Source organism: Candidatus Nitrosopumilus sp. (assembly GCF_965223225.1).
Lineage (GTDB): Archaea > Thermoproteota > Nitrososphaeria > Nitrososphaerales > Nitrosopumilaceae > Nitrosopumilus.
The window spans coordinates 1-12,143 of sequence record NZ_CBDCVU010000003.1 but is presented as its reverse complement, the minus strand read 5'-3'; the positions used below and the strand labels follow the sequence as shown (position 1 = coordinate 12,143).

The following is a 12,143-nucleotide window of genomic DNA, read 5'->3' as shown; positions in this document are numbered from 1 at the left end:
TACCAGTGACGGCCTAGTTTATCATGTTAAAAAATATTTTTGCAATAATCAAAGGAAGAAAAGAAAAGACATCAAAGGACGTAAACGCATTCAAAGAATCTGAAGAAGAAAAGAAACTAATGGAAATTGAAAAATAAAATGGCATACCATTGTAAGCATTGCAATTTTAAGTGGGAGGTATGGCAAGGCAATTTTCAAAAAGTGCTAGACCATGAAAAGACTCATCTGAAAAACAAGCAAGTCCAGACTGTGGAGACAACACAATGATTGCTATTGATGATTTGAGATCCTGCGATAATTGTGGCAACGTGTTTTTGAAAAAAATAGATGACAAAATTACAAATAGATGCCCTGCATGCAACGTGTGGAAAAAGGAAATCCTCTCTCAATGAGGTCAAACATGTATTCGCATCTCAAGAAATTGCTACACAGGTTCCTTCATCATAATGTGGAAGAGAAACATCATTGGTGGAACGAGCAGTAGAATCTAGATGAATGATACCGTCAGCATAGAACAATGCATGTTTTGCAAATCACTTGATTATGACCTTATATTTGGAAAGCAGGTCCACAAATAGTCTCAGGTCCTTTTTGTGCTCTTTTTCTGCCTCGTTTGATTCTTTGAGCAAGTCCTTGTAATCATAATCTGAATGGGATTCCATCGATTCCAGTTTTACCTCGTTTTCTGAAATTCTTTTATCGATTTGATTGATCTTGTTTTTTCCATACTCTATTACGGAATTAATATTCTGTATGTGCTCATCATGACTTCGTTTTGAATTATCCTGCAGTTCAAGTAAATCTACAACTATCTTCTGGTTTTGCAAAATCTGATTCCATTCATCAACTGTTAAAGGATATTTTAGCAGGCAAACTTCAGTTCCATCAGGTATATCTTTGTGCATGTATTCTTTAGTGTGTGTTACTCTATCCTCAGTCAATTGAGTTTTCCCAGTAGCATCAAAAGTTATTTCGGTCATACGCCATCTAAGTTACACTTTGTTTTTTCCAATACAAAATCCACACAATGTTTCAAAAGTCATGTTATTTTTTGGGACAAACTTGGCACCACAGTTTGTACATGTATTAGTCAAAACCACTCCATTAGCAAGGTTGTTGTTCTGTGTTTCAGTGTCATCACTCTTGATTTTTTCCCCAATTTCATTGATATCGTCACTTGATAAAGATATATCAAATTCTGCATCTGTTGTAGTGGCAGATTTATCGCTGTTCTGATTTTTGCCAAAATACTTTTCCATTACTCCTGCAACCTCATCGGCAATCACGCCATCTGTCCCCTTATCCCAGATTGCCCTTAATTCCTCAACAATTTTCTGGTTCTTGAGGATTTGTTGTTTTAGCTTTTCAAGATTATCTTTGGGATAAGCCAACCTGGGAATCATGTAATAATTATAATTGATTCCAACCAAAACAAAATCATCTCCAGTCAACTTGATTTTAGAAGCGTATTTCATGATCTTATTCTCTATATTTTACATGTTTATGTAGTCAACGCAATTTAGTTTCCTTGCAAACTTCAATATTCATCAAAGAAAGATACATTCTGGATTCCAGACATGTTGAGCACTTTACAATGGAAATGCCATCGCTGTTTGGCAACAATACAAACTTGTGGTCTCCGTACTTGTAGTTCAGTTCATTGTCATACCAGACATCATTTACAAGGGTCATTTAACCAGAATCCTGAAATATTTTCTGACAGTACTGATGATGTTTTTTCTCATGTTTGTTGACCTGCTCTGATATCTTTTTTTAACTCATCATAAGATTCCAGGTATTCCTTTTTCATTAGGTTTTTTGGCTTTGTTTTGTTGTTCTTGTTTGTCTGATGTACTGCCTTGTTTTTTATTTTCGCCATGTTATAGAATACACATGTGTATGATATATCATATCTCACAGCATCATGCACATCAGTTTCACGTTATTTTTTCAAGGGATTAATGATATTTTTGATGAACAAGATGGGCTTGTTTCTGAGTTTTATGCCTAAATTTCTATATAGTTTAGTCAATTCTATTAATTCAATTACTCCTGTATATATATGAGTAAAATCCATATATAGATATGGAAAACAAAGAAAACGATACAACATTAGAGTCTGTCAAATTAACTGATTACAGATGCACAAGAGAAGAAGGTTCAACCAATGAATGATTACACATGCACCTGCAATTGCGGTTGCAGCAATCCCTCTGGCGAATATGTCTGCAATGATTGCATGATGAATCTTTGCAAGACTAAAATTAAATCAATGGTGATTGCATGATGAAGCCAAAACATAGATTGGCATATTACTCATTCTATCTTATCAGCACGGGTTCAATAGTAGGTCTCACATGGGCGTTCTCTCTATGAATATGAAGAGAAATTTGGCATGCCTGTCATTTGTATACAATAACAAAGGAGCTGCTGACATAACATCTCAAATTAAGCGAATGGATGGAGGAAAGAAAATCAAATGGAGTTGCGACACATGGTGATTAAAAAATTTAACAATTCCCAAAATGAAGATGAATACGTCCATGTCTGTGAGCATGACAAGAAAGGTCTGATCACTGACGAGAGCAGGGGAGAAATCATCTGCGGTCCCTGCGGCCAGGTATTGTCAGATGGAATTTCCAGTTCTCATCCCAGTTCAACATATGCATTGGAAAACGGATATCAATACACTAGAGTGATTGATTCGTCTGAAAAATTCCTGAGAAAAAATGTGTTTGGGCAGATAAACATGGGAGTGCTGTATGTGGATATTGTAGGCTCTACAAAAATGAGCATTACACTACCACCTGACAAACTGTCAATAATAATAAGCTCGTTTTCTCAGGAAATGTCGTATGTGATTGAACAGTTTCACGGATATGTCCTAAAGTTTGTAGGCGATGCGGTAATAGGATATTTTGTAGAAGACGAGACAGACAAAATACCGGCAGCATATGAGACGGTAGCTTGCGCAGAGTCCATGGTAAATGTGGTAAAACAAGGAATCAACCCTATATTGATTGAAAAAATGGGGTTGTCAGAGATTAGCATAAAGATTGGTATTGATTTTGGAAGTAATGTGGGTCCGGTACGGTGCTGATGAGAAAAAGGTATTCGTTGATCTGCTTGGACCCACCATGAATATGGCATCAAAGATTCAAAATTTGGCAAAACCAAACCAGATCATAGTGGGACAAGACACATACGACAGACTAGACCCATACATGCAAAGCTTTTTCTCAGACATGACAGACGAGTTGGATTGTCCATTACAGCACTATTCAAATAAACGGGATAAAATTTACCATGTTTATAGATACAAGTATCAATAAACGAATATCTCAGATTAACTCATAATCTCTCAAACTGTAGTTTATGGACAAAAGGTGGAATGGAATTTGTCATAAAAAGACTGAAGTTTGTATAAAACAACAAAGTCATTGTAAAATGCGATTACAAACAAGAATACATGTTATTTTTTATCGTCTGACATCCCCAATTGTATGACAAATGGGACATTTCAAATTTCTTACAAAAACCTCACTTGAGGGAGATAACAAATCAACATTGCTTGGAATTTCAATTATTGGGTTTTCCTTGCAGTATTTGCAATAGAGTTTTTCCTTTCTTAGTGTAATGTTTTGGTTCATGGGAACAATAACTGGTTTTAATATTTAAAGCCGTTAACTGTGCTATATGCAGAAAATACTATATTAATCTCAGAAAAAAACAAACACGAGTTTGGGAGATTAAAAATAGTCTACAATCAATGAGAATTTATGAACAACAAACTAAAGTAATAACCACATCTTGAATAATTTTGGGTACTATGTTATTGCAATTTATCCTATAGATTCTTGCAGATGTTACATTTTTACCTATTCGATGCTTTTGCTTTGCTCATTTTTCCAATAGGATTCTAACATTTTCAAGACTTTGGCATAAATCTTGAATTGTTCATCACTGGTACTTTCCCAAAACTCTTGCCATTGCTGTATTGGTTTTTTTGCTAATTCAAAATTAGATTTTCGTATTGCTTGCGACCAACAATCCAAGAACTGTTCCATCTGAATCTCGGTATTTTGTTTTATGGTGTTTCTCCATGCCTTTTCAATCTGTTTTAGAATCTCAGAATTGGACTCTAGTGCTTTTTTCCAAACTAGCGTATAGTTTAGTGGGGCATCAATGTAATTTTTGTGCCAAAACTCAAAGCTGTTTTTCATGACATCAGCCAAGTCACCACTTGACTGAAACACTGTATCTTGTGGCAATTTTTTATCTTCTATCAAAACTCATCACTGTACTTGGTCGTTTTTTTGTAATAAAGCTTACACGTTGAATCTTTAGAATTTTGTTAATCGAGTTTTAGATGAATATATTATTGTGAACTGATGTAATATGGACAATTTATTTGGCATTCAAATTGCTTTTGCCATTATGGATATTGTTATGTTTCCTGCAGATTTCTTTACACGACAGACAGGGCCTTGTTTAAGACAGAAAGTGCCTTTCTGATTGACGGTGATGACACTAGAGTCTTTTCTGCAATTCTAGTCTGTGGAATGTTCTCATTGTTGGCAATGCATGCGATATACAGGGCACCGGCACATACTACGGCAGGTTTTGAGCCAGACAAGATGCGTTTGGAGTTTGCCTGCATTAAGATGTCAAATGCACATCTCTTTGTCTTCTCTTTTACTTCCAACACGCTGCAAAACTTGGAAAGGCAATCCAATGGATTTGCAAGTTCTGGCTTTATATCAAGACGATCAATTAGGATCCTGTAGCAGCTTGATAGCCTCTTTTTTGTAATGTTTAGGGTATTTGCTACCTCATCAAGGGACCATGGAATTCCATTTTCTCTGCAGGCGGCATACACTGATGCGGCCATTACTTCAGCCGTGCCTCGTCCTCTGATCAATCCTAATGTCGAGGCCTTTCTATAGGTAAATGCAACATGCTCTGCAATTGCGTTTGATAATCCAAGTTTTTGTTTGACCCCGTCTAGCAATACAAGTGCCGATATCAAGTTACGCCCAGAAGCCTTTGACTTGCTGCGACTATCCCACACTCTCATACTTTTGAATTTTAAAATGGTCTTAGACGATATGCGTCTTCCAGCAAAGTCAATATTTCTTGCACCTATGTTGGTATTCAATCCCTTGTCATAGATTGTCAGTGATGATTTAGGACCTGTCTGGGAGTTGCTCAAAAAACCATCAAGGGTATGGGTGGATCTGGAATCGGAACTAATACCCTCTGTCATTACTTGACCGCAAGGACTGCAAATTATCTCTCCTCTTTCCACATCTGTAACCATTCCCTTTTGGTCATGATCACAGACAAGAGAAGTGAGTCCATTCCTATTCTGATTTTGATTATTTTTTTTAATTATCATTATTATTATCTCAAATTATTTTTGAATCTACAAAAGAATTTTTTACTATATTTTATTCCTCTAAGAGCGTAGTTATACTACGCTATCATTGTACTTAAACATGACAATACACCTGAATCTAAAAATTATTCTTATTTTCTAGAATTAGAACAAAAGTTAGTGTCCACTAACATTGTTTGGTGTTAAATACCAAGTCCATACCAGTTAATCATGCCAATAGCAGAAAACTTTCCTGAAGGCCTAAAGCCAATTGGAAAGATTAACCATTCAGATGGAGAGCACTTTCACTTTATGTGGGGTCCTGGCAGAGCAGATGGTCAGGCGTCAAAAAACGAAGATGTGCAAAAAGCATATGCCGCGAGAGGAGAAGAACAAGTTCCTTTAGGTGTTAGCGGTACAATGATTGCAGTTGACTGGGACTCTTGTGTGGCAGACGGTGCATGCATTGAAGCATGTCCTGTTCAGGTGTTCCAGTGGTACAGAACCGAAAAAGACATTCCAGCTAAAAATGTTGTCGGTCAGACCTTTCAAGGAACTGGAAGTTCGGTAAAGGGCGAGCGCAAGGACTACACTGACAAGGCAGATCCAATTAGAGAGCATGACTGTATATGGTGCATGGCATGCGTGTCTGTTTGTCCTCCACAGGCAATCAAGGTGGATCAATCTAATCAGGAATTTCATGAAAAGGAATCCGAAACTTTTGTACAGATGGAATCAGGTTCTGCAAATCCACATGCGCACAATTGATTTTGCTCTATTGTCAAATATTACCTAAGAAAAAAACTTACACGTGGGTACGATATTCAATTCCATAACTATATCCCCCATAGAGTTGTATTCCTGCCCGAATTTGAACCCATAATATAATAAAAAAATGATTAAATTCCGAATATTCTTAAAAAAACCATTGAAGTTTATTGGTTCAGGCAAGGTAAAGGATCTATATGATCCAGAAAACAATGATGACACCATACTTTTCAGATTCTCAGACAGAGTGTCTGCTTATGATGTAAAGTTTGCTGAAGATATTCCAAAAAAAGGGCAAGTACTTTGCAAGTTTGCAGAGTTTTGGTTTGATGAACTGGATGTACCAAATCACTTCATAAAAACAAATTCAGACAATGAAATAGTTGTCAAAAAAATGCAGATGCTTCCAATTGAATGCGTTGTTAGAGGATACTTTTATGGAAGCCTTGCAAAGAGATGGGAAAAAAACGAAATCACTTTGCCTGAAAACACAGACACAACTTTGGCTGCAAAGCTTCCACAACCTATCTTTGATCCTACGACAAAATCCGAGTACGACATTCCAATTGACAAACAAAAAGCTTTAGAAATGAATCTTGTAACTGAAGAGCAATACAACTGGCTAGAAAAAACCTCACTTGACATTTACAAAAAAATGTCCAACATTGCAGATGATGCAGGATTCATCTTGGCTGATCTAAAACTAGAGTTTGGAATACTGGATGGCAAAATAACCTTGGGCGACTCCATCGGACCCGATGAATACCGTCTATGGTCAAAGGACACATACAAGATTGGGGATATTCAAGAATCCTTTGACAAACAAATACTACGAGACTGGCTTACTGCAAACGGATACCAAAAAAAGTTTGATGATGCAAAAGACGCAGGAGAAGATCCAGTAGCACCAACAATTCCTCAGGAGATAATTGAAAAGATGACTATGCGTTATGTTACAGCATACGAAAAGATGACTGGAAAGACACTTTCCTAATTCACCAAAAACCAATGTTGACTGACAGTCAGCCTAAACCAGTCCTCTCAACTCGAATCGCCTTTTCAGGGGATATTCATTTGCCGGTATTTTGCCCCTTTTTGACACAAAAGCTTTACAGCTTGTGATTTTTGGTGATTTTTTACATTCTTGATATTGCTATTGATTTTGTTGATGCAATACAATGTAGATTATATCAAAACAATATTTATCAATATATTATCAAGATAATCAATGTACTACCAAACAATTTGATACATTATCATAATTTTGATAGTGGTATAACAAAAACTGTACAGCAATTACCTGCATTAAAAAAAATTGATCTGTTTGGCCAAAAAATATGATGCTGTTAACTTTTAGCTTTCATCAGAATCATACAACAGCATGTCAACACTGTTAGAAAAACCCGTAATGGTAAATCGTACCGTTACGACAAGTATTGAACAAGCGCGTGCAATGGATGATCCTGCGCGGATAAAGATAGTTCAGTTGCTGTACAAAAAATTGTTAACTGCTGCACAAATTTGTCAACACCTGAAAAAATCTGGACACGTAAAAGCATTGACCACTGTAAGGCATCACTTGGACATACTAAAGGAAGCAGGTCTGATTGAGATTGCAAAGATAGAAGAGACACGAGGCGCCGTCACAAAATACTACAGCACATCAACCAAATTGCTTGGATATAATGTCCCCGAAGATTTTGACACAAAATATTCTTCTGCGATAAAAAACACATCAAAAAAGCTCGAAGACGTTTTAGATACCATTGCTCCAAAGGCAACTCTAAAATCAAAGCAAAAATCCGACCCGTTGTACTCACAGTATGTACTCATGGAAATAGTCAACAGGGCCATGACTAGAATTATGGAAAAATCCAAAACAGCAGCGACAACAACGACATCAACTGCTTCTGCACCGCGAGCTCAAAAAAGTGGTAACACTCGACAGAAAATGACAAAAAACTGACAGTTTGATGCAATGCTAAAATATCACATGGGGTGATGTAGAGCAATGGTCAGAGTATTCTATACTCAAAAAACCGAACAATTGCTCAAAAAAATGGAGTTGACCCATTGGAGGGAGCTTACCAAGCAGACGCTAGAGCAAAAACACCAGGATTTATCTGACAACTGGAAGACCTGTGCCATAGGAGAAAGAATTCGCAAAGAGGACGCAGACCTGAAAAACATCAAAGATTTGAGCCCAGAGGCAATAAGACTGGGCTATGAATTCTCAGTTGCAATGCAACAAAGAGACAACCAGACAGCAATTGAGATTTTGACAAACATTGAGAATCTAGATACAATCTGGAGGCATGAATTATAAGCAAAATTTGCACAATTTGGTGTAATTATGGAACAAAAGGCAATTGATCTGTTTGGAGCAAAAAATTTGGTCTTTATTGCAACTGTAATGAAGGATGGCTCGCCTCAAGTGTCGCCCGTATGGGCAAATTATGAGGATGATTACATAATGATAAACACTGCTGAAGGCAGAATCAAGCACAAAAACATTCTTCGAGACCCACGCGTGGCAGTGTCAGTTGTATCAAAAGACAACCCACTTGACATGACCACAATTCGAGGCAAAGTCGAAGAGATTATTCCAGACTATGACTACAAGCATGCAGATAGGCTAACAAAACAGTACATGGGAAGAGACCACTATCCATTCAAACGTGATGATGAGAAGAGAATCATCCTCAAGATAAAACCTGGCAAAGTCTTTGTGCTTCCCGAACTAAAGATGCAAGAGTAACAATTTCCAATATTTCTAATTTCGAATTTAGAAATATTGTAATTCAAGCAACGAAAATCAACAGTTTGTTATGCATACTATTGCAGTATCTCTAGTTGGATGCTCTTTTAGTGGTTTTATGATTACCTCGTAAGTTTCTTGTTCATCAAAGGCAATGTCGAACTGTGTGGTCTTTTCTAATGCCTTTCCAGGTGCTAACAACTCTCTTCCTAGGTCCTTTGATGAGAATTCTCCATATACTGCATTGTATCTTTTATTGTCTTTTATGATGTAAAACTGACCGCCAGAAATGACAGTTTCTGAGTTACTGATGTTTTTTGCAGTAATTTTTACCTGCAAAAACGTGTTTTCAGGCATTGTATCCTTGTCACCATTGTGTGTTTCATCAAAAGCAACGGTATATTCTACAGGACCTATTGTGACTGCATCGCTACTGGTTACCCTGATTATGTTCACGTCATTTTCTATAATCAAATACATGGAAACTGCAATTATTGGTAGAATTACTCCTATAACTAGCAAAATACCTATCCTTGCCACAAAAATATCATCATTTTTTGGTATATAGTTGATACTGACTCTGTATTTTGAATGAACTTATGATAAAATATGTAGAAATTCACTAATACGTTAAGATCTACTTGAATTAAACATACTTTGTATCTGTACCAGGAGGCTTTTGAAACTAAATTCCCATTCAAATGAACAAATGTCCTTTACAACAAGACGTAATCTGAGAATATGGTTCATCAAAGACTCTAAAAATAGAATTTTTGTTTGCCAACCCCAATAATTGAAAAATTAGAACAATTATTCAATTTGTGCCTAGAAGCTAAACCCCCCTGTAAATTTGGTATACTTAGGCACAATGCCAATTTATTGATTTGAGGTGTTTTCAGGGGGGGTTTAACATTCATGCCTATATTGTCAGGCCAACCCCCAAACCAGCAAGATGTCTCATCTAGACATGTCTGATCTTTTTGAATTGTGCCTAGAAGCTAAACCCCTCAAAATTTTAAATCATTTTGGCGTATATTCAGATCTTTTAAAATGTCTTCATCAAAAATCTTGATGTTTTATCATACATCTCTGAGACTTTGTCCATTGCATCAAATACTGTTTGCTGATTGATGTTTTCTTTATCATCTAATACTACATAAACTCCAACTTTTTGTTTCCCGTCTTCTGTGATTATCTTGCTTATTGCCTGAATAGAGTAGCAATAATCTGATACTTTTTTCTCAAATTGCTCCTTTTCATCTTCATTAAATCTCAAATATCTTGCAATTTGATTATTTTTCATCACTACCTTTGCACCGATAACAATTATTCCTGGTTGTGCACTTGGTTCGAATACTTCGATTGGAATTCCGGACTGTCCTGCATGTTTTATCAGAATTTGAAACAAATTTTCTTTGCTTTTTACTTCTTCAAAAGACAATCCTTCATGAATCAACCATCTTTCAACATTGTCTCTCATTCTTGACTGACTCATTCTTTTCAAACTTTTGTTGATGTTCTATATGATTCAATTCGGCAAAAAGGCACTAAATATAGAATGTTTCTGAATTCGAAATTAGAAATATATGAGTTTGACGTAAGAAAGCTATGGGAAATCTTGCACACACTAAACATTGACATTAAATCCAGGATCAATGCCTGGTACTGATGATGCAATCACGATATTGAAAATAATGCCTATTGCCATCATTATAAGACCAATATACAAACAATTTCTTGCTTTTCGCGGATCGTCTTTACGAATTATCAAAAATGCGATTACTCCGCCTACCATCCCCGACAAAATTGGAAGCAAATACCATGCACTGCTTCGTGGTTTTTCTGGATATGACATGATCTAACTATGTTTTACAGCTATTTTTTTCTGTAACTGTGTAATTTCTATTTCTACTGTCTCTAATGGATCTTCAACTTGATTGCGTCTAATAGAGAACATCTTTGGTTTCTCAAAGTCGTCTGTACAATCTGGACATGCATATACTAGTACTCTGTGTTCATTTGGCGCCTTTGGATTTGATAATCGTGGATAGTAGACCAGTCTAGCACCACAGTCTACACAATATCTGTTGGCTCTTCTAGTTCTGGCCAATGTAAATCTCCTGCACTATTAGTGATATGCGATCTTCTATTAGATCTGTTTTGTCTAATAGAGTACACAAATTACTGTTAAGCGATCAATATTTCTAAACTCGAATTTAGAAATAAAAAGCGCCGCCCATCAGACTTGAACTGACGACCGTCCGATTAACAGTCGGATGCTCTACCACGCTGAGCTAGGGCGGCAACAAGTTTGTACCTAGATAAAAGTGATTTAATCCTTACTAACCTGTTTTAGCACAAATCATGACTGAAAATGTGTTTTTTGGGTCTTTTAGACTAGTTAAATTTATTGAAAAATTCTTTGATCTCTTTGGAATAACTCTCAACCAGCTCTACTATTTCCATGTGCTCTTCTGCTGTTGGTTCCCTTTTGTGGACAATTTGAAAAGCACTAAGTGCAGAGCCTACCATCTCCCCCACAAAAAAACCACACAAAAAATCACCTACATTTGCACAATCCCAGGTCTCTCCGACTCTTGGTGATGCACCTGCAGTTTTGTAAAGATCTAAAGTTTGTGTGATTAAATCCGTTGTTTGCTTTGCAAACTCAGCATCAAGAGTCATTTAAAAAAACTAGTTTTACTTTTCTAGGCCTTTCTTCTTTTCAAAGACGTAGATGCCATCTAAGAATACTCTGTGATCTTTGTTCTTTACTTTTGTCTTTAACTCTATGTTTGCAGCAGTCTGTGTAATATCTGTCCACACCTCGCCTGTCAAAATAACATCTTCTCCTTTTGGAACAACTTTGGTGTTTCCAACAATCTTTGTTTCTCTTGGTGCACGCTCTCCCTGAAAGTTTTCAATTAGAATTTTTTTTCCTTCTACTTTGACCGTAATTGGAAAGTGAGCAAAGACTACTTTCATTTTAATTGTGTATCCTTCAACAAGACCTTCGCAAAATGTTTCTGATTATTGATCTTGCAGTGTGTAATATCGCATAATCTCTTTTTCTCTCTCCTTGAGCTTTTAGAGTAACTTTGTTTTCTACAATTTCAATGTCTACTGGAATGCTTCTGAAACTTTTGAATGTCTTTCCTAATGGGCCAACAAAAGATAACATGTGTTTTGTTTTTGTTACAGTTACTCCTTCAGGAATTATCACTTCATCTTTTAGTTTTT

20 protein-coding genes, 1 tRNA gene and 1 pseudogene are annotated in these 12,143 nt (G+C 36.4%); 8 read left to right on the top strand and 14 right to left on the bottom strand.

The genetic code is table 11. The annotated features are described in order from the left end of the window. Window positions 1-533 precede the first annotated feature (533 nt). The 4 genes from ACOQN3_RS00310 to ACOQN3_RS00295 are packed head-to-tail and all read right to left on the bottom strand — an operon-like array spanning window position 534 to window position 1,879. A complete protein-coding gene (locus tag ACOQN3_RS00310) occupies window positions 534-980 on the bottom strand; it encodes a hypothetical protein (RefSeq protein ID WP_420544506.1) in 447 nt (148 codons plus the stop codon). A 12-nt stretch (window positions 981-992) separates the two neighbouring features. Beyond that, the gene (locus ACOQN3_RS00305) at window positions 993-1,475 is read right to left on the bottom strand and encodes a hypothetical protein (protein WP_420544505.1); all 483 of its coding nucleotides are present in this window, start codon (window positions 1,473-1,475) and stop codon (window positions 993-995) included. A gap of 34 nt (window positions 1,476-1,509) precedes the next feature. Further along, on the bottom strand, window positions 1,510-1,692 hold the full coding sequence (locus ACOQN3_RS00300; protein WP_420544504.1) for a hypothetical protein: 183 nt from the start codon (window positions 1,690-1,692) through the stop codon (window positions 1,510-1,512). A gap of 49 nt (window positions 1,693-1,741) precedes the next feature. Then, window positions 1,742-1,879 carry a hypothetical protein gene (locus ACOQN3_RS00295; RefSeq protein ID WP_420544503.1) on the bottom strand — a complete coding sequence of 46 codons (138 nt, stop codon included), beginning with the start codon at window positions 1,877-1,879 and terminating at the stop codon, window positions 1,742-1,744. 478 nt (window positions 1,880-2,357) lie between these two features. Here ACOQN3_RS00295 and ACOQN3_RS00290 point away from each other — a divergent pair, with 478 nt between their 5' ends. The 3 genes from ACOQN3_RS00290 to ACOQN3_RS00280 are packed head-to-tail and all read left to right on the top strand — an operon-like array spanning window position 2,358 to window position 3,332. Next, window positions 2,358-2,501 carry a hypothetical protein gene (locus ACOQN3_RS00290; RefSeq protein ID WP_420544502.1) on the top strand — a complete coding sequence of 48 codons (144 nt, stop codon included), beginning with the start codon at window positions 2,358-2,360 and terminating at the stop codon, window positions 2,499-2,501. After that, window positions 2,495-3,100 carry an adenylate/guanylate cyclase domain-containing protein gene (locus tag ACOQN3_RS00285; RefSeq protein ID WP_420544501.1) on the top strand — a complete coding sequence of 202 codons (606 nt, stop codon included), beginning with the start codon at window positions 2,495-2,497 and terminating at the stop codon, window positions 3,098-3,100. Before ACOQN3_RS00290 ends, ACOQN3_RS00285 begins: the two co-directional genes overlap by 7 nt. Continuing rightward, window positions 3,078-3,332, top strand: a complete 255-nt coding sequence (locus ACOQN3_RS00280; RefSeq protein WP_420544500.1) for an adenylate/guanylate cyclase domain-containing protein — start codon at window positions 3,078-3,080, stop codon at window positions 3,330-3,332. The genes ACOQN3_RS00285 and ACOQN3_RS00280 overlap by 23 nt, the downstream gene beginning before the upstream one ends. A gap of 147 nt (window positions 3,333-3,479) precedes the next feature. Here the strand turns inward: ACOQN3_RS00280 and ACOQN3_RS00275 are convergent, their stop codons facing one another. The 3 genes from ACOQN3_RS00275 to ACOQN3_RS00265 form a co-directional block, all read right to left on the bottom strand. Continuing rightward, window positions 3,480-3,650 carry a hypothetical protein gene (locus tag ACOQN3_RS00275; RefSeq protein WP_420544499.1) on the bottom strand — a complete coding sequence of 57 codons (171 nt, stop codon included), beginning with the start codon at window positions 3,648-3,650 and terminating at the stop codon, window positions 3,480-3,482. 228 nt (window positions 3,651-3,878) lie between these two features. Next, window positions 3,879-4,289 carry a hypothetical protein gene (locus ACOQN3_RS00270; protein ID WP_420544498.1) on the bottom strand — a complete coding sequence of 137 codons (411 nt, stop codon included), beginning with the start codon at window positions 4,287-4,289 and terminating at the stop codon, window positions 3,879-3,881. 179 nt (window positions 4,290-4,468) lie between these two features. After that, on the bottom strand, window positions 4,469-5,398 hold the full coding sequence (locus ACOQN3_RS00265; RefSeq protein WP_420544497.1) for a transcription initiation factor IIB: 930 nt from the start codon (window positions 5,396-5,398) through the stop codon (window positions 4,469-4,471). Between the two features lie 210 nt (window positions 5,399-5,608). Between ACOQN3_RS00265 and ACOQN3_RS00260 the strand changes: the two genes are divergently transcribed. From ACOQN3_RS00260 to ACOQN3_RS00240, 5 genes are all read left to right on the top strand, one after another. Then, window positions 5,609-6,145, top strand: coding sequence for a 4Fe-4S dicluster domain-containing protein (locus tag ACOQN3_RS00260; protein ID WP_420544496.1), 537 nt, complete (start codon window positions 5,609-5,611; stop codon window positions 6,143-6,145). Between the two features lie 160 nt (window positions 6,146-6,305). Then, the gene (purC, locus tag ACOQN3_RS00255) at window positions 6,306-7,139 is read left to right on the top strand and encodes a phosphoribosylaminoimidazolesuccinocarboxamide synthase (RefSeq protein ID WP_420544495.1); all 834 of its coding nucleotides are present in this window, start codon (window positions 6,306-6,308) and stop codon (window positions 7,137-7,139) included. 387 nt (window positions 7,140-7,526) lie between these two features. Continuing rightward, window positions 7,527-8,111, top strand: coding sequence for an ArsR/SmtB family transcription factor (locus ACOQN3_RS00250; protein ID WP_420544494.1), 585 nt, complete (start codon window positions 7,527-7,529; stop codon window positions 8,109-8,111). Window positions 8,112-8,156: 45 nt separating this feature from the next. Next, window positions 8,157-8,471, top strand: coding sequence for a hypothetical protein (locus ACOQN3_RS00245; RefSeq protein ID WP_420544493.1), 315 nt, complete (start codon window positions 8,157-8,159; stop codon window positions 8,469-8,471). 27 nt (window positions 8,472-8,498) lie between these two features. After that, entirely contained in the window at window positions 8,499-8,903 is a 405-nt protein-coding gene (locus tag ACOQN3_RS00240; RefSeq protein WP_420544492.1) for a PPOX class F420-dependent oxidoreductase, read from the top strand. Window positions 8,904-8,960: 57 nt separating this feature from the next. Here ACOQN3_RS00240 and ACOQN3_RS00235 read toward each other — a convergent pair whose 3' ends face one another. The 7 genes and pseudogenes from ACOQN3_RS00235 to ACOQN3_RS00205 all read right to left on the bottom strand — a co-directional run. Further along, window positions 8,961-9,443 (bottom strand): DUF4352 domain-containing protein, encoded by a 483-nt coding sequence (locus tag ACOQN3_RS00235; protein WP_420544491.1) that lies wholly within the window; start codon window positions 9,441-9,443, stop codon window positions 8,961-8,963. A 505-nt stretch (window positions 9,444-9,948) separates the two neighbouring features. Beyond that, window positions 9,949-10,398 carry a DUF2299 family protein gene (locus ACOQN3_RS00230; protein WP_420544490.1) on the bottom strand — a complete coding sequence of 150 codons (450 nt, stop codon included), beginning with the start codon at window positions 10,396-10,398 and terminating at the stop codon, window positions 9,949-9,951. 132 nt (window positions 10,399-10,530) lie between these two features. Beyond that, window positions 10,531-10,758 carry a hypothetical protein gene (locus tag ACOQN3_RS00225; protein WP_420544489.1) on the bottom strand — a complete coding sequence of 76 codons (228 nt, stop codon included), beginning with the start codon at window positions 10,756-10,758 and terminating at the stop codon, window positions 10,531-10,533. A 3-nt stretch (window positions 10,759-10,761) separates the two neighbouring features. Beyond that, window positions 10,762-11,013 (bottom strand): hypothetical protein, encoded by a 252-nt coding sequence (locus ACOQN3_RS00220; RefSeq protein WP_420544488.1) that lies wholly within the window; start codon window positions 11,011-11,013, stop codon window positions 10,762-10,764. A 120-nt stretch (window positions 11,014-11,133) separates the two neighbouring features. Next, window positions 11,134-11,207 (bottom strand) — tRNA-Asn (locus ACOQN3_RS00215). A 93-nt stretch (window positions 11,208-11,300) separates the two neighbouring features. Further along, complete coding sequence (locus ACOQN3_RS00210; protein WP_420544487.1) at window positions 11,301-11,588, bottom strand: hypothetical protein; 288 nt, start codon at window positions 11,586-11,588, stop codon at window positions 11,301-11,303. 15 nt (window positions 11,589-11,603) lie between these two features. Then, window positions 11,604-12,143: pseudogene (locus tag ACOQN3_RS00205) on the bottom strand (50S ribosomal protein L6); the annotation flags it as partial.